General features: G+C 26.3%; 19 protein-coding genes. All 19 read left to right on the forward strand.

The window, feature by feature from the left end:
- Nucleotides 1-372 (forward strand): hypothetical protein, encoded by a 372-nt coding sequence (locus ACSH4Z_RS00665; RefSeq protein WP_438340708.1) that lies wholly within the window; start codon nt 1-3, stop codon nt 370-372.
- Nucleotides 373-652: 280 nt separating this feature from the next.
- Nucleotides 653-3,592 carry a hypothetical protein gene (locus ACSH4Z_RS00670; protein WP_438340709.1) on the forward strand — a complete coding sequence of 980 codons (2,940 nt, stop codon included), beginning with the start codon at nt 653-655 and terminating at the stop codon, nt 3,590-3,592.
- A 57-nt stretch (nt 3,593-3,649) separates the two neighbouring features.
- Nucleotides 3,650-5,926, forward strand: a complete 2,277-nt coding sequence (locus ACSH4Z_RS00675) for a hypothetical protein (protein ID WP_438340710.1) — start codon at nt 3,650-3,652, stop codon at nt 5,924-5,926.
- 70 nt (nt 5,927-5,996) lie between these two features.
- Entirely contained in the window at nt 5,997-7,535 is a 1,539-nt protein-coding gene (locus tag ACSH4Z_RS00680) for a hypothetical protein (protein WP_438340711.1), read from the forward strand.
- Nucleotides 7,536-7,626: 91 nt separating this feature from the next.
- A complete protein-coding gene (locus tag ACSH4Z_RS00685) occupies nt 7,627-8,169 on the forward strand; it encodes a hypothetical protein (protein WP_438340712.1) in 543 nt (180 codons plus the stop codon).
- A gap of 180 nt (nt 8,170-8,349) precedes the next feature.
- A complete protein-coding gene (locus ACSH4Z_RS00690) occupies nt 8,350-9,072 on the forward strand; it encodes a hypothetical protein (RefSeq protein WP_438340446.1) in 723 nt (240 codons plus the stop codon).
- Between the two features lie 269 nt (nt 9,073-9,341).
- On the forward strand, nt 9,342-9,860 hold the full coding sequence (locus tag ACSH4Z_RS00695) for a hypothetical protein (protein WP_438340447.1): 519 nt from the start codon (nt 9,342-9,344) through the stop codon (nt 9,858-9,860).
- A gap of 11 nt (nt 9,861-9,871) precedes the next feature.
- Nucleotides 9,872-11,170 carry a relaxase MobL gene (gene mobL / locus ACSH4Z_RS00700; RefSeq protein WP_438340713.1) on the forward strand — a complete coding sequence of 433 codons (1,299 nt, stop codon included), beginning with the start codon at nt 9,872-9,874 and terminating at the stop codon, nt 11,168-11,170.
- A 4-nt stretch (nt 11,171-11,174) separates the two neighbouring features.
- Nucleotides 11,175-13,361: a type IV secretory system conjugative DNA transfer family protein gene (locus tag ACSH4Z_RS00705; RefSeq protein WP_438340449.1), complete on the forward strand. Its 2,187-nt coding sequence runs from the start codon at nt 11,175-11,177 to the stop codon at nt 13,359-13,361.
- A gap of 23 nt (nt 13,362-13,384) precedes the next feature.
- The gene (locus ACSH4Z_RS00710; protein ID WP_438340450.1) at nt 13,385-14,038 is read left to right on the forward strand and encodes a hypothetical protein; all 654 of its coding nucleotides are present in this window, start codon (nt 13,385-13,387) and stop codon (nt 14,036-14,038) included.
- A gap of 34 nt (nt 14,039-14,072) precedes the next feature.
- Nucleotides 14,073-14,549 carry a single-stranded DNA-binding protein gene (locus ACSH4Z_RS00715; RefSeq protein WP_438340451.1) on the forward strand — a complete coding sequence of 159 codons (477 nt, stop codon included), beginning with the start codon at nt 14,073-14,075 and terminating at the stop codon, nt 14,547-14,549.
- Between the two features lie 30 nt (nt 14,550-14,579).
- Complete coding sequence (locus tag ACSH4Z_RS00720) at nt 14,580-14,855, forward strand: hypothetical protein (RefSeq protein ID WP_438340452.1); 276 nt, start codon at nt 14,580-14,582, stop codon at nt 14,853-14,855.
- Nucleotides 14,856-14,870: 15 nt separating this feature from the next.
- Nucleotides 14,871-15,080, forward strand: coding sequence for a hypothetical protein (locus tag ACSH4Z_RS00725; protein WP_438340453.1), 210 nt, complete (start codon nt 14,871-14,873; stop codon nt 15,078-15,080).
- Between the two features lie 73 nt (nt 15,081-15,153).
- A complete protein-coding gene (locus ACSH4Z_RS00730; RefSeq protein ID WP_438340714.1) occupies nt 15,154-16,593 on the forward strand; it encodes a hypothetical protein in 1,440 nt (479 codons plus the stop codon).
- 115 nt (nt 16,594-16,708) lie between these two features.
- Nucleotides 16,709-17,392, forward strand: coding sequence for an Mbov_0392 family ICE element protein (locus tag ACSH4Z_RS00735; RefSeq protein WP_438340715.1), 684 nt, complete (start codon nt 16,709-16,711; stop codon nt 17,390-17,392).
- 100 nt (nt 17,393-17,492) lie between these two features.
- Nucleotides 17,493-17,831, forward strand: a complete 339-nt coding sequence (locus tag ACSH4Z_RS00740) for an Mbov_0395 family pilin-like conjugal transfer protein (RefSeq protein WP_438340456.1) — start codon at nt 17,493-17,495, stop codon at nt 17,829-17,831.
- Nucleotides 17,832-17,873: 42 nt separating this feature from the next.
- The gene (locus ACSH4Z_RS00745) at nt 17,874-19,511 is read left to right on the forward strand and encodes an Mbov_0396 family ICE element transmembrane protein (RefSeq protein WP_438340716.1); all 1,638 of its coding nucleotides are present in this window, start codon (nt 17,874-17,876) and stop codon (nt 19,509-19,511) included.
- A gap of 21 nt (nt 19,512-19,532) precedes the next feature.
- Nucleotides 19,533-22,352 carry an Mbov_0397 family ICE element conjugal transfer ATPase gene (locus ACSH4Z_RS00750; RefSeq protein WP_438340717.1) on the forward strand — a complete coding sequence of 940 codons (2,820 nt, stop codon included), beginning with the start codon at nt 19,533-19,535 and terminating at the stop codon, nt 22,350-22,352.
- Nucleotides 22,353-23,021 carry an Mbov_0398 family ICE element protein gene (locus tag ACSH4Z_RS00755; protein ID WP_438340718.1) on the forward strand — a complete coding sequence of 223 codons (669 nt, stop codon included), beginning with the start codon at nt 22,353-22,355 and terminating at the stop codon, nt 23,019-23,021.
- The last annotated feature ends 11 nt before the right edge of the window (nt 23,022-23,032 follow it).

The following is a 23,032-nucleotide window of genomic DNA, read 5'->3' on the forward strand; positions in this document are numbered from 1 at the left end:
ATGAATGATAAATTCATTGAAATAGTTATAACAACACCAAATTGTGTATATTATCAAGGTAAAGGTAGTATCGTAACATTTACCACTACTGAGGGGCAAATTGGTCTAATGAAAGATGCTGTTCCATTTTTAGCGGCATTAGTTCCCTCACAAATAATTATTAAAGATCAAGATAATAATAACCGGATTTTTTACATCGATCGTGGGATTGTTGAATTTAGAGATAATTTGCTTTCGTTGATTGTCAATAATATTGACGTTAAACCAATTGACACAGAAATCAAGTTTAAAAAAACAAATGAAAAGAAATATACTATTATTGAAGAAGTTGTTTTAAAAAAGAAATTGGCAGAACAAAATAAAAAACTATAAATACAGAGAAATCTGTATTTTATTTATTTTTTTAAGGACTCAAATAAGTTATTGGCGTTAGTTTAACTGCTAGTAGATATTTAAAATATATTAGCTAATATAAAAAACTATAAAAATAACTATAAATTAGATTTTTACATTAAACCTAAAGAAAACCCTAAATTTTCTTTAAAAAAAATTCCAAAACAAGTTAGAAAATAATGATTATTTTCACTCTGTACTACAATATATAATATATATAATTAAATTACAACTTAAACTTTCATAAAGGTATTAAAGAATGCGAAAATCTAGTAAATTATTAATAACATTATGTACCCTTAATGTGGGTGCTATTATTGCATCAGTAGGAATTTCTATTTCTACAACTATTAAACAAAAACCAAGAAACGCTCTGATTAAAAAGATTAAAGAAATTCAAGAAGAATTGGTAACTAATAAAAAGCTTAGTGAAGAACAAAAGGTTGCTATTAAACAAGCTATCGAAGAAGCTAATAAGGTTCTTATTGGGCAAAACGTGGATGATACTAATTTTGAAAATGCTATTTCGCAATTAGTTAGTTCATATGAAGCAATCATACAAAATTTTGAACCAGTCCCAGATATTAAAGAAAAGGAAAATTCTAAAAATAGATATAATACAAAGTTGCAGCAAGCTATGAAATTGTCTTCTATATTAGTTGATTCAAAATATGAAGAAGTTAAGAAAAAAATAGATGGAACTATTCAAAGAAACACCAATTTAATTAATGGTAAAACTACAAAGGATCAATATGACCGAGCTGCAAAGGATTTAGAAGATGCTATTACTGAAGCTAATAAGCAAAAGAAAATGATTGATGATAGCGAAGATTCTGAATTAGAAAAAGCCAAAAAAGCGTTTGAATCTAAAAAAAGTGAAGCTGATGAATTATCTAAACAATTAATAGAATCTAAATTTGTTGAAGTTAAATCTACATTTGATAAAGAGGTTCAAGATGCATCACAAGGTTTATCAACAAAAGATCAATATAATGATGCTATTAATAAATTAGAAGAGGCAATTAAAAAAGCCAAAAAAGCCAAAGAAACAATTTTGGAAACTGAAGTGTCAAAAGCAGCTTATGATGCCAAAGTTAAAGAGGTCGAAAAGTTTGAAAATGATAATTTTTTAGATAGTAGATATAGTTCAGTCAAAAACAAATTGCATTCAAAAGTGGAAGAAATAAAAACTAAATTAGGTAGTGGAAAACATACAAAAACAGAGTATGATGAAGCAACTAGAAAATTGGAAGATGCTATTACTGAAGCTAATAAGCAAAAGAAAATGATTGATGATAGCAAAGATTCTGAATTAGAAAAAGCCAAAAAAGCGTTTGAATCTAAAAAAAGTGAAGCTGATGAATTATCTAAACAATTAATAGAATCTAAATTTGTTGAAGTTAAATCTGCATTTGATAAAGAGGTTCAAGAAGCATCGCAAAGCTTATCAACAAAAGATCAATATAATGATGCTATTAATAAATTAGAAGAGGCAATTAAAAAAGCCAAAAAAGCTAAAGAAACAATTTTGGAAACTGAAGTGTCAAAAGCAGCTTATGATGCCAAAGTTAAAGAGGTCGAAAAGTTTGAACATGATAATTTTTCAGATAGTAGATATAGTTCAGTCAAAAACAAGCTACATTTGGAAGTGGAAGAAATAAAAACTAAATTAGGTAGTGGAAAACATACAAAAACAGAGTATGATGAAGCAACTAAGAAATTAGAAGATGCTATTACTGAAGCTAATAAGCAAAAGAAAATGATTGATGATAGCGAAGATTCTGAATTAGAAAAAGCCAAAAAAGCATTTGAATCTAAAAAAAGTGAAGCTGATGAATTATCTAAACAATTAATAGAATCTAAATTTGTTGAAGTTAAATCTACATTTGATAAAGAGGTTCAAGATGCATCACAAGGTTTATCAACAAAAGATCAATATAATGATGCTATTAATAAATTAGAAGAAGCAATTAATAAAGCCAAAAAAGCCAAAGAAACAATTTTGGAAACTGAAGTGTCAAAAGCAGCTTATGATGCCAAAGTTGCAGAGGCAGAAAAGTTTGAAAATGATAATTTTTCAGATAGCAGATATAGTTCAGTCAAAAACAAATTGCATTCAAAAGTGGAAGAAATAAAAACTAAATTAGGTAGTGGAAAACATACAAAAACAGAGTATGATGAAGCAACTAAGAAATTAGAAGAGTTAATTGCTAACGCTTATGACGAAATACTAGAAATCGGAGCTAGATTAAAATTAATAGAAAAATTGCACGAAAAAGTTGCAGAAGCAGAAAGAATTGCTACTGAGCTCGGTAGTAACAATGAATATAAAAATATTAAAGACGATTTAGAAAAGGTGGTTAAAGAAAAGAAAGATTCAGTAAATGTGAATAATACTAGAGAAGAAATTGGTAATGCAATTGGTGAGGTAGATAAAGCCATCAAAATAGCTAAGTCAGAAAAGAAAAAAATTGATAAGAAATTAAATACTGAAAAAGAAAAAAAGGATGCTGAAGCAGAATTTATGGCCTTGGTAGTAAAGGTCGAAGATTTTTTAAAAACATTAACAAAATCTAGTCAAATGAGCATTAAAACTAATTTAGAAAATGAATTAAATAAGCAAAAACTAATAGTTAATAGTGAATCAACACCTAATAAAATCAAAAAAGCAACGGAAAAACTTACAAAAATATTTGAACAAGCTAAGTCGGAAGCAAACAAGGCCGAAGAACCTGATGATGGATTAACGCAAGAACAAAAAGATATAGTTAATAAGTTAAATAGTAAAACATTATTAAAGATAGATAAAATTACAGAAGAAGTTAAAAAACATATTTTAGAAGTACTTAAAGACAATAGCAAAGTATCTGGTGAAAATTTTCATTATTATTTCGGATACATTGAATTTAAAAATAATAGTTTTGAGTTCTCGTCGAAAAAGCCTACTAAAAAGAATAAAAGCAAAATAAAACATAAGAATCTTGGTATCGGATTTTTCGATGAGAAATTTATCAAACTTGTCCATGAAAAGGAAATAATTTTTCCAACTAATAAAACAGGTAAAAGTGCTCGAAAGGCGTTAGCTCTTGAATTAAAAAGTGATGGAAAAATAGTATTGCCATTTAAGTTTAAAGATCATACCAAGTTATATGAAATTGAGTTATTTACAAGCAATGAGAAACCTAGCAACTATAAATAAGTTCAATGAGTTTTAAATATATAATTAGTAATTATTTTTATAAATAAGGAGTACGTAATGAAGTCTAGTAAATTATTAATTGCATTATGCGGAGCCAATGTTGGAACTATTGTCGCAGCCGCGGGAATATCAATCTATACTGTACAACAATCTATGCCTAGAAATGTTTTAATTCAAAAGATTGATCAATATGAAAAAGAATTAAAAAATAATATTTCGTTTAACGAAAACCAGAAGATAAAAATTAAGCAGGCAATAGAAGCTGCCAAGGCTTTTCTTTCTGGTGCTTCTTCACAAAACTTAAATTTTGAAAATGCCATTGCGCAATTAGTTAATTCTGTTGAAGAAATTAAACAAAATCCAAATACTGAAGAAATGGATACTGACAAGTTAAAGAGGTTTGCAAAAAAATCGTATAATAACAAGTTACAAGAAGCTAAACAATTACAAATACTATTATCATATCCAAGGTATGAAGCCATTAAATCTAGACTTGATTTATTTATCTATGAGTCAACAAAAAATATAAATGATGGCAGCTTAAAAAGCGACTATGACGAAGCAAAACAAAAACTAGAAGTAGCGATAAAAGAAGCTATACAAGCTAAACAAGAAATTGATACTCTCGAAAATACTAAAAACGATTTTAATGACAAAGTTAAAGAAGCAAAAGAACTATCAAACAAACTTTTAGCTAATAAGTATTATGATGTTAAAGCAAGATTGGATCTATCCATCAAAGAAATAACTAATAATTTAAATAATAAAAGTAAAAAACATGATTATGATGAAGCCAAAATTAAATTACAAATAGCAATAAATGAAGCTTCGAAATTAAAAGAGCAAATTGATTTGGAAGAAAAGAATTTATTGGAAGCTAAAAATAAATATGAAGAAAAAATTAGTGAAGGAGATAAATTATCAAAAGAACTTGATGGTGATTTATACAAAGATATTAAACAAAAATTTGATGAATCATTTAAGAAATTAAAAGATCAAGTTACAAACAAGAGTACTAAACAACAATATGATAGTGCTACAAAGTTAATAACTGAATTAATAGAAAAAACTAAGAATGATAAAAAAACAATTGATGATAGAATACAACACCAATTAGAAGAACAACAACAGATTTTTTATAATAAATTATCTAATGATTTTCTTGATATATATGATGTCGAATTGGCTGGTGACAAATATAAAGATATAAAAGATAAATTACAGGAAGAAGTTCAAGCGATTGTTAATAGTGTTAGTGATAGCAGTACCATTGATGATTTTAAAGAAGCAATAAAAAAACTAGAAGAAGCTTTTGACAATGCAAGAAAAGCAAAAATAGAACTTGATAAGCAAACCACACCAAAGGTTGATGCTAAAAAAGATTATGGAGAAAAATTAAAGGAGGCTGAGGAATTATCAAGTTCTCTTAAGGATGCTAAATACGAAAATGTCAAGAAAAAATTAGATGATTTATTAAACCAAATTAAAACAAAGATTAATGATAAAACTACTGATGAAGAATATAAAAATACAACCAAAGAATTAGAAACTGCTGTTGAATCTGCTAATAATGAAAAAAAGGAAATAGATAAAAAAGAAATTTTAAAACAAAAAATTGATGAAGCAAAAGCTGAATTTAAAAAACTTGAAACTGAAATTACTGAATTTATTCAAAAATCATTAACAAAGCCTGAGCATACTCAACTTATGATGAAACTTGAAGCTGAATTAGAAAAAAGCAAAGGTGACATTAATAAAGAAAATTTAACAGCCAGAAAAATTCAAACAATTACAAAGAAACTTATGACTTTCTTTGAACAAATTAAGAGAGAATCTCAAAGAAGCGAACAGGCATCAGAAAATTTAAATCCAGAACAACAAAAAATAGTTGATAAGATTAAGGATAAAACAATTATAAATGAAGCTGCCGTTACCGAGGATGTAAAAAATTCAATTATTGAAATATTTAAAAATAAATCTAGAGTTAATGAAGAAAAGGTAAATTATTACTTTGGATATATAAGTTTTGATAAAAAAACTCATGATTTTAAATTCTCAGAAAAAAGACCAAAAGGCAAGATTAAGGCGAAAAATCTTGGCCATGGAATATTTGCTAGCGAATTCGTTAACTTAGTATTAAAGAAAGAAATTGTTTTTCCAACTTCATCAAAAGCAAGCAACGGCAGAAAAGCTTTATCGCTTCAATTAAAAGAAGACGGAACTGTCGTATTGCCCTTTAAATTTAAGGGACATGAAAAAAATTATGAAATAGTGTTATTCAAAAGTGAAGAATTAAAGAATATGCTTAAAACAAATCCTAGCATTGTAGAATAATAACAGTTTAAATGATTTAATAAATTTGATTAGTAAAATTTATTTTTAAATTTAGGGAGATTATAAAAAAATGAAAAAGTCAAGTAAATTATGAATCACGTTAGGTTCTATTACAGGCGCAGTAGTTTTACTTGCTACCGGTTTATCGGTTGGTTTAGTTATGAAAGCAAAACCAAAAAAAGAATTAGCACAACAAATTCAAGCTTTTGAATTAGAATTAGAATCTAATAGTAAGCTTAACGAATCGCAAAAAACCGAGATTAAAAAGGTAATTGATGATGCTAAGAAAGTGTTAAATTCTGACAAATCATCAAATATTAATTTTAGAGAAGCATTATCAAAACTCGTTAGTCAGGTTAGTGAGATTAGGAAAAAAAGCTTTGATTCAAAACCTGATTTATTATTAAGCGAAGCTAAAAAAATATATGAATCTAAATTGAATGAAGCCAACGAATTACTAACTATGCTTTCAAATGATGAATATAAAGAAATAAAAACAAAATTGGAATCATCTATTAATTTAGCAAAAAAAGAAATTAGCGATAAAAGTACAAAAGAACAGTATGAAAATGCTACTAAATCATTGATAAGTGCTATTGAAACTGCTAATAGTGAAAAACAATCAATTGATGTTCATAATTTAAATAATTCTAATAAAAATTTAGAAAATGCTAAAGAAGAATATGACAAAGTTATTTCTAAAGCTAATGAACTAATTAAAACATTAGAAGCAAAACCTGAATACGCAACTATTAAGAAGACGTTAGAAGAAAAAGTTAATAAAAATAAAAAAACGATAACTGAATCAAGTTCTAAGGATGAATTTCTTGCTGCCACAAATGAAATTAATGACGCAATTAATCAAGCTAAGGCAGAGAAGAAAAAAATTGATAATAAATCAAAAACTGATGATACTAAAAAAGCAGCAAAAGACGATTTTTATAAATTAGAAAATGAAATTAAAGAGTTTATTAAGACATTAAAAAAGCCTGAACAAGATGGTCTTAAAAATAAATTAGAGGCTGAGTTAAATAAGCAAAAAAGTATTGTAGATCAGGAAAATACAACTTCTCGCAAAGTTAAAGATATTACTAAAAGCCTTAAAAAATTCTTTGAACAAATCAAAAGAGACGCACAAAAAGCAGATACTACAGAAGAAACTTTAACAGCCGAGCAAAAGGCATTAGTTGAAAAAATAAAAAATAAAACAATTTTAAATAATAGCGCCATTAGTGAGGATGTTAAAAAAGCTATTATTGAAATATACAAATCTCCTAAAAGTCATGATAGAAATGAACATGTGAGATACTTCTTTGGCTATTTAAGCTACAAGAGGCCAACAAAAGGACAAGAACCAATCTTGCAATTTTCTGAAAATTCAAAAGGAAAAAAGAAAGATCTTGGAAATTTATTTGCTAAAGAATTTATGGATTTAATAAATAGAAAAGATGTCTTATATGCCGGTTCAAATAGCAGAAGAAAAGCGTTATGTCTTGAATTAAAGGAGGATGGCAAAGTTGTTCTACCTTTTAAGTTTAAAGGCAGCGACAAGATATATGAAATAGAACTATTTACTAGCGATGAATTAAAGAAAATGACAAATAACTAATTTAGTTATGTTATAAATTAGGTAAAACCTGTACAATAAATGAATTGCACTAATAATAATTTTTGCGCTAAAAATGTGGGAGAAAATTAAAATGAAAAAATCGAGTAAATTACTAATTTCGTTAGGTTCTATTAGTGGTACAGCTGTCGTGCTTGCAACCGGTTTATCAGTAGGGATCGTGTTACATGCTAAACCTAAAAAAGAGCTATCTCAGCAAATCGAAACCTTTGAGCAAGAATTAAAATCTAATAAGAAACTTAATGATTCACAAAAGTTAGAAATTAAAAAAGCTATCGATAACGCTAAAAAGGTGCTAAATTCTGATAAGTCAACAAATTCCAATTTTAATGATGCGTTATTAAAGTTAGTTAGTCAAGTTAGTGAAATTAAGAAAAATACTATAGATGTAAAAAATAATAATTCATTAGAAGCTGTTAAATCCTTATATAACACTAAATTGGATGAAGCAAATAAGTTATTATCCTCGTTGCTAGATGATAAGTATAAGGAAGCTAAAATTAAACTTGAATCATCTATTAATACTGCTAAAAAAGAAATTTCTGACAAGTCTAGTGTTGAGCAATTCAAGCAAGCAGCAAATAAAATAGTTGTTATAAACTTTAAGGTGCCTTAAAAATATTTTTAACAAATCCCCAAAATTTAAAATCTAAAAATTAGTAGCCAGCTAAATGGCTACTTTTTTGTAGTGGATAGAAAAGTTAAATAAAAATCGTCCACTAAGGACGAATCAATACTCTTTCATAATTATATCACTATTTTAAAAAAGTTAATTAATAAAAGATAGAAGGTATATATGAGCAGAATTTCAAATTATTTATTAAATGAACAGGAAAAAATTCAAGGAAATTGAACTAAAAAGGAAATAGAAAACGATAATAGAAGATTTGTTTTCGAAAATATTTGTAATAGTAAAAAATATTTAAAACTCAGTTTTTCAGCTTTTTTAGATTTGACGAGAAAAATAAAATTAAGCATTAAATTATCAACTATGCAAATCTTACAAAAAAAACAAAATGCAAGTTTAGTTTATATATTAATTTTATTATTAAAAAAAAGAAAAAAAATTAGCAGTTTTAAATTAAGCGATTTGAGGGGATATGGAATTACAGAAGAGCGGCTTAGACACGCACTAAAAGAATTAAAAAAATTAAACTTAATTTATTTGAAAGGAAAGTTTTATTCATTAAATCAAAATGCTTTAATAAGTTCGAATAAAAAAAATGTTGAAGTTTTTTATAAGATAGAAACAGAAGCTGATTGAATGCTGTTTTTTGCTGGTAATTTTAGCGCCTTAATCGCTGCTAAAAAAATAAAGAATCTTACTAATAAAAAAAAATACCAAAAAGAATTTGTTATAACTAATAATTTTTTAAATTTGACAAAGGCTAAAATTAAAAAGGCTTTATTTTTGATATGCAAATATTTAAAATTATATTTTTATGAAGCTATAAAAATAAAAAAAATGTATTTAAAAGAAAAAAGCAGTTTTGTAACAACTAGATATTTTAAGATATAAAAAATAAGCTTTTTTGATTAATAGGGAATTATTAAATAGTTTAACTTGAAACAAGCTTATTTTCGTTATTATAAAATGCAAAAATTATGATGTTTTTTTTCAAAAATTAGGTTACTTAAACATATAAATTTAAGGTTGTAATAATAATAGGGCAAAAATATGCCATAAAGAAATAGTAAAGGGAATTATTAAATATATATTCAAATAAATAAATAAATAAATAAATATTTGAAAAAATGCTAAAAAATATAAAAAGGAAAAACAGAAAAATGAATGAAGTAAAACTAAGGGGTATTTTAATTTCAAAAACAAATTTGAATAAAACAACAGCGCAAAAAGTTAATTTTTTGATTTTTACACTATTAGTAAATGGTGAGTTTTTTGAACTCTTTGCATTTGAAGAAAATGCTGATTTCATAAATGCTTTAGACATAAAAAATAAACCAAACCTTTTGGTAATAGGAAAAATTTCTAAACGCAATGAAAAATTCGAAGATGATGAAAAAAGAATTACATATCACTTTGATATTATTGTTTCTAATGTTTTTTTAAGCGCAAACAAAAAATATACTTATGATAAAAACTTCGTTAATAATGAAAAAGAATGTTTATCAGAAGAGGCAACAAAATTAAAATATGAAGAAATTGAGACATTAGATATTAAAAATGAATTAAATACTCTTAATGTTCCAAATTATTTAAAAAATGAATTAAATGAAACAAAAAATAAAATAGAAACTGTTGAAGATAAAACAATGTTTAATGATTTTCTTAATGAAACTATTTAAATAATTAAAAAATGAAAAAAATAATTTTTAAACAAAATAATAAATCTGGTTTTGTTCGTGGTATAGACATAAATTCTAAAAATGAAAAAGTGCGAGCTTTTGGTAAAAAAGCCATCAATTATTTTAAAAGTGGTAAATATATCGACTATATAACTAGAGCTCAAGCTTGTTATAACTTTATTGGTGAAATTCCAAAATTTGAAACTAACCAAGAAGCAATTTTTTGATTTAATAAACATACTAAAGAATGAAATAAATTAAATGAAATTAAAGAAACAAATAGCGGTTTATATTCTTTAGATTCTAATGATTTAAAATTTAAAAATATTGATTTAAAATTTGGCAAAAAAATGTTAGCAGAATTAAATGATAAGCAATACATTTGGGATACACAATTATCATTTGGGCAATTGGGCATAGAAAAAAGACTATTTGATATAAACGAAATTAGCGAATTGTTAGAAGAAAATTTAAATAGCTTTTTTATTAGAAATAATTTAAATATAAAAAATTTAAATGTTATTTATGCTATGCACGCTAATACAAAAAATCCACATATACATTTAGCGTTTTGAGAAAGAGAACCTCAATTTAAAAATAAATATTCTAACGAACTAGTTTATAAGCAAAAAGGTTTGATACCATTGAGTGAGTATATGCTATTTAGTTCAATATTAACTAATAAAATTAATGAAAAAGAACGCTATAAAAAATATTATGAAACCGTGGGGGAAATACGTTCCTTAAAAATGAATTTAAGAACTAGTTTTAAAAACCCTGAGATAAAAATTGATAAAACAGATAAATTAGTTAATGATATTCTTCAAAGCAAAAGTGCAAATGTATGGAACTATGGTCGCTTGGATGCTACAACTAAGCAAAAACTAGATAATTTAGTAATGGAAATAATTAAGAATGATAAATCATTATCGAATGAATATTCTAAGTTTAATAATCATTCTTTATTTTTAGAGCAAACTTTTAACAAACAAACGGAAACAAAGCAAGTTAGTAATTTAATTCAAAAGGAACAAAGAGAATTAAAAGTTAATCTAGCTAATATAGTTCTTTCACGAATTAAAAATTTAGTTGAAGCTAAAACACAAAAAGTTTTGTATTTACCAAATATTCCAAATATCAATTTTTTCAAGCGGACGCAAGAACAAAATTTTTATAATTACAATTCTAAATGAGAAATTGCTAAGCAAAAATTTGAAGATGCAAAGAGAGAATTTAGTAGAAAAATAGAAGGATTAAAAATTTATTATAAATATCTGCATATGGATTTAGACCAAGAAATGGAAAAGTAATTAAATGACTAATAAACAAATCAAGCGTATAAATAAAAAGATTGCAATTACTAGTTTTATATTTCTTAACGCAGGTTTATTTCTAGGACTATTTATTGCTTATTTTTTATATGATAATTATAAAAATTTAGGTTTTGCTTTTAAGAACAATGTTTTAGTTTTTATGTGAAAGGCTTTTAAATCGCATTGATGAATTACTATTTGCTGTTATGTTGGTCTTAATTTATTGTGATTATGTATTTTTATATTCTTGCCATTATTGAGACGTAAATTTAGATTACGAGTTAACAAAAATACTAATATCTGAATGTATAATGAACCAAAAAATCTTGGGGATAAACATGATTTAAAAAATTATGTAGTTAACAAACCCTTTGAAGAGGGACATAATGATAAACCGGGTTGAATTATTAAAGCTAATTTAAAAAAAGGTTACATTTTAACAGAAAACCAAACACTTATTCTTGGCGGAACTGGTGCTGGTAAATCACAAAAAATTATTATTCCAAGCATTTATTACAATATGTCGTTAAATAAAGACAAAAAGCCAAATATGGTTATTACTGATCTAAAAGGAGAATTAACACAAATTTTTGCTAAACCATTAGAAAATCATGGCTACGATGTCAAAGTTTTAGACTTAATTAATATTAAGAATTCAATGGGTTTTAATATTTTGGGCTCAATATGAGACATTTGTTTTAGAGATCCAAATATTCCCGATTTTGATAGTGCTTTTAAAGAAATAGATTTATTAGTTTACAACTTATATAAATGAAATTTAAGTGGTCCGGATGGAAGCTGACAAATAGGCGGAGTTGAAATTTTATACAACTTGTTATGCGCCTTGCTTTTAATGGGATATTACTTTAAAGAAAATTTTACAAGTGCGGACTTTAATCTTAATAATCTTTTTTTATTATTAAATCAAAATACTTTTGTTAAAGGGGCTTGATTTAATAAACTATTTAACAGGGGAAATTTAATAAAGCCAGCTCGCAACGTTAAGGCTTCGCTTAGTTTCTATATCGAAACCCCTTCAAAGCAATTAGCGGGTTATATGGGATTTGCTGTGCAAGCTATTAGCCCTTATATCAAAGAATCTAAACTTAACGATTTAATTTCAACTAATGAGATAAGAATTAATGAGTTATTTACACAACATAAAAATAAACCATTTTGTGTATTAATTAAAATACCAGAACAAGATGAAACAAGAAATAATGTTATTTTAAGTTTTATTTCACAGTTGTATCAAGAGGCGATACATTTTGCAGAAAGTAAAGATAGCAAAAAATTAGATAGAGATTTATTGTTTTTATTAGATGAATTTGGTAATTTACCGCCAATTCCTGCTATACAAACTAAATTATCTGCATCACGAGGTAGAGGAATTTTTTTTGCGTGTGTGCTTCAATCAATAAATCAACTAGAAAATAAATACGAGAATGCAGCCAAAACAATTAAGGACGTATTTAATTCTTGAATTTTTTTAGGAGGAATTAATAATAAACAAACATTAGAAGAAATAAGTTACCTTGTCGGCAAAGAAGAAATTAATAAGACTTCAACTACAACAAGTCAAAATAATACATCTAAGACTATTTCAAGCCAGGAAAAATTTGGAATTGATACCGCAGAGTTGCAAAGGCTTCCAAAAAACCAAGTGCTAATTTTGCAAAAGCAAGAGAAGGCTTTACTATTAGAAATTGAATTTGCATATAAATATTTAAAATATAGTCTTAATAAGGGTACTGACCATTTACTAAACCATTTAAAAGAAGTAGAAATTAAGTGTATTGATTTTAATAAATTTGATTTAAATAATAATATTGCCCCTGATAATGTTGATGATCTAATTAAAGAAACAATGAAACTTGAAGCTGACATTAAAGCACTAGAAAAAGAAAGGGATGATGCTATAAATGATTTTGCTAAGCAAGAAAATATTTCTATTAGCATAAATGATTTAATTAAGTTTTGTGAATTCAACTGAATGTCTGTTAGAAAGTTTGTAGATTTAACTGAGCAGAGAATGTTTAAGCATTTTTCAAAAAAAATTGAAATGGGAATCCCATTAACTTTAATAGAACAAAAACAATTAAAGGAATTTTTAATAACCAAAATTAAACCCTTTTATTTTAGCATTAAAACATATAGCGAAAATAGTAATGATATTTCAAATGAATAATTATTAAAAAAGGAGAATACGAAGTGAAAAAAAGCCTTATAAGCTATTTATCAAAATTTAGCTTAAAGCGTATTAGTGAAATTGAAGACTTTAAAAAATATTATATAAATAAAATTTATGATTATATTAAGGGACGAATGACCATAATTGATGCACAATTTGAAAAAATGTTTTGTTTAACAAAATTTAAACATAAAGATAATGGTTATTTAAAACTAATACTAAATCAAATGTTTAAAATAATCAAAGATAATAATCAAAATATCAGTATTTATAAGCAGTATTTAAGAAATACTAAAAAAATTGTGAATATTACAATTAATAAATATAACCTTAATAAAAAAATTTCATTTGCACTCAATGAAACAAACGATAATTTAACTAATCTAAGAGCATTAATAAGAGTACAAAGTTATATAGATTTTTTAGCAAATAAGAAAAGACCAATTTATTTTGTTGCAATTTTAAATTGTTACTTTTTAGAACGAATGCTAGGAATAGAAGACGAGCTAAATGCTTTTGCACTTTTAAAAGAAACATTTCAGATAGAAAGTAAACTATATGACCCTTGATTTATAAATAATGAAAAATGTTTAATTGGGAATGCGCTAGATAGAGTTGTAGATAATTTAATAAATTACGATAAGTTATTTGAATTTAATACATTAATTAAATAAGAAAAAGAAAACAAAAAATTAAGGAGATGTTTTTATGAATAGAGTAATGATTGCTGGAAGAATAACAAATAAACCACAACAAAACCAAACAAAGGAAGGACACGAATTTAGTGCATTTACAATCGCAATTCCAAGATTAGTTCATTCCAAAACTAATAATCAACAAGCACAAGTTGACTATGTGCCTTGTATGGCCTGAGATAAAAAGGCAGAATATGTTAATAAATATTTAAATAAAGGTATTATGGTACTAATTGAAGGTGAATATCATAGCTATAAAAAAACTAATAAAGAGGGCATTAAAGAAAATGCTAATGTAATAAAGGTTGAAAAAATTAAATGCTTAGAACCAAGAAAACTAATTGAAAAAGGCATATTAATTAAACCCGAAAATGAAGCACAAACAAAAATAGAAGATAATAACGAATATGTGTCTAAATATAGTTTTAGTAGACCAACGCCACCGCAAGAAGAACAAGAAGATGATAATTCCTTAGAATGAGATTTATAAAACTAAAATGTTAAAAAGGTTGCTATCTAGATGAATAATGATTTAATTAAAGAATTTATTGCAACTAATGAAATAAATAGTAAATATCAATCAACAATAGAAAAATTATTTTATATAGCAATAAAGTTAGGGGCGCAAATTTATAAAACCAAAGACAAGGCAATTGGACATTTATTAGGAATTTCACTTTATGCAGTTAGAAAGTTTCTTTATTTAGTTTTGAAGTATTTAGAGCGCATTTACACTAAGAAGTTAGATTATTTTGAAACAGATAATGATGAAATTATTATGAAATGAATAAATTAAGGAAAAATAAGCATTATGTCTAATACAAGAATAAAAACAAATTTTAAAGATAAGAATTTTGCGTTGGTAAAAGTAAAAGAAAATGATGAACCATTAGAAATTATAAAAACTTTTAAATATTACAAGGATGCACTAGAAGAAATAAACACGCAAAATTTATTTCATGAAGTGAAAAGTAACGAGTTTTGTGTGCTAATACAACTAAAATGATTAAAGGTTTTTTAGAGACATGTTATAATTATATTTATAATAAAAAAAATATTTTAATATTTTTTTAAACAATTTTGGAGATGTTAAAATGAAAAAATCTAAAGCCTTAAAATTTAGTTTATTAGGTCTAGGAACAACATTAATTGCACCATTACCAATATTATCAATTAGCTGTTGGGCATTTGAAGATATTAATAAAATGCCAAGACCAAACAAACCAACACCAGGTTTAGGTCCAAAACCAAAACCAAATAATCCAGGAGAAACAAAACCAGCTCCAAATACTAATGGATTAAATATAAAACCATTGCCACTACCAAAAACAGAAGAACAACAAGGTAATAGCAATACACTGACGCAAGATATTGAAAAAATTGAGAAACAAATGAATATTGCTGATGAAGCAAGACGGGCACAATGAGAAAAACAAAACGCGATGGAATACTCAACACGTTTATCAGAAGGTAATAGTCCAGATGAGTTATTTGCTTATGCGATGAATTTAGCATCACTAACTAATGATAACGGCCAAAAAATAACATCTGATGAATTTGATACGCGCTTAAAAAGCTTAAGGGACGAAGTAGAAAAAGCATACGAAAATGCGATAACAACATTTCATCGTGATTTAGAAAGAGTTTTTATTGGAGCAGAGATTTATGATACTTACCATAATTCTGATTTAGCAAAGCAAACAAAGGAAAGTCAAGAAAATTTATATGGAACAGAAATAAATGGTCAAACAATGCCAGAAATTGCTTTTAGAGAGGCAAAATGAAAAAATAATATATCCTGATGAGAATATAATACTAATTATCGTTTATTTAGCAAAAGTAGAATTAAAAATAATGATAAAGATTTTAAAAATTTAAGTGAAGACACTAAAAAAGCAATAGAAAAATTAAATGAAAAAATTTGAGGTTGAAATAAAATTTTAAATCCAATTAATAAACGCAAAGAATTAGCAGAAACAACCTTAAGATTTCTAAGAGTATATTTAGAACTATTAGCAGCGCTAAAACAAGATGTTAAAAACCCTGATGAAAGTTTTAAGCAACAGCTTAGTGCTGAAACTCAACAAAAAATCTCTTTTTTATATGCACAAACAATAGAATTTATTTCACCATATAATTACTGATTTTTAGAACTAGATGAAAATGGAAAGACTAAAAATTGATTTTTTGATCAACCAGATGGCGATAGACATTACGACCCGGCTTGAGTTTTTAATAAAGTTCTTAAATTAATAAATGAATTTGTTTTTCCGCTGCGCTGAATGCAATATGAAGAAAAAATACCTTATTGAGAAGATGATTTAATTCGTTGACGACACATTTATTCAAAATATTTATTTAATAAGTGAGATGATGCAGGCCAAATACAAATTGGGGAATTGTATAAACCAGCAACACAACAAGAAGCTTATGGTCGCTTAGAAAAATGATTAGCGCATAATAACTATGGCTTAGATTTAAAATATGACGGCCTTATTGAGAGTAAAAAAGATAAAGAAGCTAAGCAAGAATAAAATGCAATAAAACTTATTTAACTAAAAACTATCCACAAATACAAAAAAGGATGCCTCAAAATAGAGACATCTATTTTTGTATTTTTAAACACACAACGAAAGAAAGATAAAAAATATGTTTAAATATGATGATTTAGGTTTAATTATTGCTAATGAAAGCGATATTAATGGAGAATATCGTGAAGATAAAAAAATCATAAAAATTTTTAATAGCTACTTAAATAGTTTTAGCAACAGCAAAGAAAAAGAAGCTTATAAAAAAGTAATAAGTGAAATTAATGAACTAATGGATAATGACAATCAATTTAATAGCCAAATTTTTCAAAGATTGATTAATGGTGAGAGAAATTTAGATAACTTAAATGAGTATAAGAAACTATTAACACTACTTAATAATAAAGAGTTATTAGGACAACAATCAGATAGTTTAGGATACAGTCTTGAGGAATTTGAAGCAGATGAAAACATTATGGAAATTTCTGCTTTTAAAGAAATATTAAACGAGAGCTTAATGCATAATGGAATTAATAGTCCTTATATTTATGATGTTGCTGAATATTTATTAGCAACAAAATCCAAAAATAATTATGATTATGTGCAAATTGATGTATATGGAGAAGCTAACGTTTTAGATTATAATGATGTATTAAGTTTATATCGTGAACATCTTGAAGAATTTAAGTTAGAAGAATTATTAGATTTAAAAAAAGATAATGAATTAAGGCAAGGCTATAGTAATGAAATAGAGTCAAAAGAACAAGAAGAAGAGCTCGAAGATGAGCAAGAATTGGAAATGTAGAAAGAGCTCAAACTAAAAAAGCTAAACAAAAAGTAAAAAACAACTAAAAAAGCATTTATATGTGCAAATAAAAACATTATAAATAAAAGGAGAATACACAATGAATAAATTAAGCAAAATAGCAACAGCTATTAGAGATATAGATGAAAGCGGCAGAGTTTTAGAAACTATTAAAACCAAGGGAAAAGATTTAATGCAATTAGTAGGAACTTGGGGCTCGGTAGTTTGTGGAATTTTATTATTTATCGCTTTTATTGGAGCACTAGTTAATACTATTTATCAAGGAATTAAATTACAGAATGTAAAAGATGAAGAAGAAATTAAAAAAGCAAGAACAAAAATTAGATGGGGATGAATCGGTTGTGGTATCGCAATAGCAATCTTTGCAGTCTTTGGAATTGGTTTAGGAATTGCAGCAGCCGTTATTGGATGAAGTTAGGAAAAAAATAAGCTTTTATAAAAAAAATAAAAGGAGGAATAAATGGCTTTTGCAGTCGCCTTATTTTCGCCGATTTTATATCTAATATTTTCAGCTTTATGAGCTGTATTTATTTCCTTACCTTTTTTAATCTTGAATGGCATTTTTAATGCAATTAAATTTTTTGGATTTGAATTCTTTCAAATAATAGCCTTTGGAACGTCGGACCCAACTAAATTAGGAGTTAATGCTGTACCTGCAGCATTTTTAGGGGCAGTAATCATAAGCATTGCCTTGTTAGTAATAGCTTTTTTAATTGTAATAATTAAATATCAATTTAGCGGGAAAGAAAGCAAAGAAGGACAAATATCTATTAAAAGTTCCGTACGAGCTGTCTTGCCTGCAATAGCAATAATTGTACTCATACCACTTATTTTATTTTTCTTTAATTTATTAATGACAGTTGGTTTTGATTTAATCAATAGAGCACTGACATTAGATGATAGTAAAAATAATTTAAGTGTTATTCAAAAGATGTACGAAGAGCTTAATGCTGAATTTCCTTCAATTAAAGGTCATTTAGAAAGTAATGGAAACTTCTATGGTCCAAATTTTGGGGAATGATTTAACTGAGCAGTTTCTAGCCCGATTGAATTAGGTGTTAAGTTCGTAGTTAATATGATCGTAGGTTGAGGCTCACTATTTATTATTGGAGGAATAGCAATTAGCGTTGTTGTTAAGTCATTCCATTTATTATTTTTATTTATCATTAGTCCTTTTGTGGCAGCGCATTCAATCGCTGACGGGGGAAAAAATATTCATAAATGGAAAGAGATTTATATTCAAAAGAATTTGGGAATGCTAACACAAATTGCGTCCTTACAATTTTATTTAATATTTATCATTGCAATTGGAAAATATTTTAAAACAGGGCTTAATAATGTTGATTTTGGGACGAAAATATTACTTCAACTAATAGTTTATTTAGGGGCAGCAGCTGCAATAAAATCATTATCTAAAATTATTATTGGATTTGTTGGCGAAACTGTTGAAGATGGAGATGCTAAAGATGCTTTTGGTGCCTTAAAAAATGGATTTAAATTTGCTAATGGTTTAGTCAAATTTGGGGCCGGTGTGGCCGTAGGTGGTCTTGCTGGTGGGGCAGCCAAAACAATATTAGGTGGGGCAGCCAAAGGTGGCATCAGTGGTCTAGCAAAAGGATTAGGTAGAGCTGGAATAAACAAAGCTGGACAAGGTATTAATAAAATGCGTGCCCGCAAAAGTGGAATGAGTACAGAAGCAGCAAATAATTTTGCTAATGCTGGGGAAAATAAAGGAAATGCTCAAGCACAAAATCAAAACCTTAAAGCGCTTAAAAAACAAGCAAGTTTTGAAGGGGACCAAACTAAACAACAACAAAGTTGAATGGAGTATGCAACATCTAGTCCAGATAATTATAGAAAAGCAACCAATGCAAGAGTGGAAACAATGAATAAAGCAATAAGCGATAAAAGAGCAGAAATAGAACAATTAAGCAGTGCTAATAAAAATGACGCAATGATTAATGAGCAAATTAAAGTAAAAATGAAAGAACTAAACAATTTAGAAAATGATAGACACAAATACGTTGTCGAAGCTAAGAAAATAGCTAAAAGTCTTGAATGAGATACTATTGATTTTTTAGCAAGACATACTAAATAGAAATAAATATAGGAGAAAAAAATGCTACAAAATAAAAAATTAAGCACAAATAAGCTAACTATATTTAAGAATTTTACTTTACTAGATTTAGGGATTTTTTTTCTAATTTTAGGTTTTTGTTTTGCTCTTGGATTTGCTACTAATAAATTAAATGTTGGTTATAGGCTACTAATTACAATTTGCTGTTTCTTATCAACTTTCTGAATTATGTTTAAAAGTGCGCAGCATAATTGTCGCTATTACTTTTTATTAATTAGAATCTTAAAATATAAAATACAAGTCAAAAAATACAAGTCAGATACTAAGAATGCTGATACTAGCTATTTAATTCCTTATGAAGCATTAGAAAGTGAAGATATTGTAAGAGTTAAGGGTTCATTAGTAAGCACTTATATATCAGCTTTTAAAATAAGGGGCTATGATATTTTTACTGATGATATTGAAGATAGGGAAACATATTTTAGTCAAATAACACATATTTTAAATAATATTGATTTTAAAATTACTTTTATTAAAAAAACAGAACCAATGTTGTTAGATAAAAATATTGAATTAATAAAGCAAAATATACTAAATTCTAAAAGCATTGAAAATAATAAAACAATTAAGGGATATTATAGTCATAATCTAAATGATTTTTTAGATTTAAACAACGTAAAAAATACAGATTATTATTATTTGGTTATTTATGCTAATGATAAAAAAACATTAGTAGATAGACAAAAAGATATTATAAATATGTTTTATAATACAAAGTTAAAAATTTCCTTACTTAAAAATTTTGAATTATTAAACTTATTAACAATTTCAACTGGAAAAAATATTGATGAAGCAGATTACATTAGCTTTTTAGATAAAAACGAAAAAAACAAAATGTTACATAAAATTAATGATAATGAAATTCGAACTAAAAAATTATCAAAATGAAAGCAATTTAAAGATACGATAAAGTTTTTGTTATTTAAAAAACAAAACAATAGTGATAATTTATTAGCACCAACACAAAATAATTTAGCTAATTTGTTAAAGCCAAAACAAATTGAGTTTAAAAAAAGTTATGTAAAGATAGATGACTACTATTTATCATTCCAAAGCTTTAATGAGTTTAATAGTTTAGTATTAAGTGAAGGCTGAACTAAACTAATGGCTGATAGCCAAGCGACGTTTGTGATGAATTTAGACCCCCTTAATGAAACTCAAAAACAAAAATTATTAGATAAAACTTCATTAATTATTGAAGCAAACTCATCAAGTGAAAAATCTAAATTTAAACAATCTAAAAAGAATGCAACACTAGAAGTTATTAATAATTTAATCGAGCAAATAAATGTCCAACATATGAATGTCTTTAATATGTCAATAACATTAATTAATAAGGCCAATGATTTGGGTGATTTAAAAGAGCAACAACAAATTAATAAACAAAACTTTAATGCCACAAGTGCTAATATTAATCCAAATTTATTTATTCAAAAAGAAGCTTACGCTTCAACTAATTTTATTAGAAATGATTATCTAAAAAACAACTTAGAAATTATTTCAAGCAATATTGCTCCTGGCTGAATGTGGATTAATAATGATTTAAATGATAAAAATGACTTTTTATTAGGATTTAATATCAATTCCGGTAGCCCTGTTATCTTTGATATTTTTAAAAAAACAAAAGATAGAACCAGTTTTTCAATGGCGTTATTAGGACTATCAGGGGTAGGCAAATCAGCACTAACAGAAAAATTTATTTGGAACCAAGTTATGAATAATAACGAAGTAATTGTTTTTGACCCGCAGCGGGAATATGGCGATTTAGCTCATAAATTAAATGGAAACATTATTGAACTAGGTCGTGGGGATAAAACAAAAATTAATCCTTTACAACTAGATATGATGTTTGTTGATGATGTAGCACTAGAATTAAAAAATACGATTATTATTAATCAAAATATTAAAAAGATCAAAGAATTCTTTACGTTATTATATCGTGATTTAGGCGAACAACATTTGCGAGTGTTAACTATTGTATTAAGCGCGTTTTATAAACAAAGAGGCTTTTATGAAACACAAAATGATTTATCAAAACTAAAAAATAGTGATTATCCAACAATGACTGAATTTTGTGAATTTATTGAAGGTTTTAAATTTGCTAATATCTTGGAAGAAAGTTTGCTAAGAGATAAACTTAATGAACTTAAATTACTAATTTTATATGACTTTATGAATAATGGTTTATATGAATCATTATATAATGGCCACACTAACATTAATTTAAATAATGACTTAAATATTCTTGATACTTATAACTTAGATGTTAAGAACCAAACAAGCTCAACGCAAGCAGCACTTTATTTAATTTTGAGTTTTGTTCAGAATCGAATTACTAACAATTATTTCTTTAATAAAGACAAAAATAAAAAGATTGTTTTAGTCGTTGATGAAGCTCATAAATTTATTGACCCACAAAATATGGCCTCACTGAGATTTTTATTTGATACTGTAAAAACTATAAGAAAATACAACGGTTCATTAATTTTAACAACACAAAATTTAAGTGATTTTAGACAAAACTTAAATGTAAGTGGTTTATCGCAAGCGCTATTTGATAACCTTGCTTATACAGGGATTTTTAAACTTAACCAAAAAGATATTGACTTAGTAGATGAGATGTATCGTTCGCGGGGTGGTTTAACTAAAAACGAAAAAATGTTTTTAGCCACAGCCGGAATTGGGGAATTGATTTTTAATGTTGATAATGCAACAAGATTTATTTTGGAAACTTACTACAATGATTTTGAAGCAATGCAAATATTTAAAAAAGGAGATGGTAAAAGATGGAGTGAAGAGTAGATGCCAAAAAATAAAGAACAAGTAGCAAAATTAATAGATTTTTATAAAAATGCAGATAATGATTGAAATAATTTAATTGATTATGACTATTTAAGCACGGATTTACGCAATAAAAAAGGGGGCAGACCAAAAACTAATAAAAATGGAGAAGTAAGGGGTTATTTTCGATTTACAAATTTAGAAGATATTTTAAATTTTAAAAAATGAGAAAATGATTTAGATATTCGGGGGAAAGCTAAACAAAAAGAAATTAATAATTTAGTGCGTAAGGGCATTTTAGAATCAGAAGCAATTAAATCAATAAAAAATTTTAGAAATGAAATAAGGTATGCATTTTCCAAAGCGATCTTTGCCTCGCTTAGCCCTTTTTATAATAAGTTAGAAAAACGTGCATTAATCCAAGAAAGTAAACTTAACATTATTGAATATAAAGTCAATTTACTTTTAAATGTGTTGCTTGGAAAAGTCTTATTAGCACAAGATAGAGATATATACAAAAGCCTTACAACTGAAGAAATTGAGTTAGAACCAAAATTATTTGCCCTAATTAAAAATGATTTTAGTGCCAAAATTGATGCAAATGTTTTGAAATTAAAGGAAAGCCAAGAAAAAATTGAAGAGAATAACGAAGAATATATTGAAGATATATTTTTCAAATCTAAACAATAATTTAAAGGAGA

The sequence above is a fragment of the Mycoplasma sp. 125 genome (assembly GCF_051549845.1).
Taxonomy (GTDB): Bacteria; Bacillota_I; Bacilli_A; order Mycoplasmatales; family Metamycoplasmataceae; genus Metamycoplasma.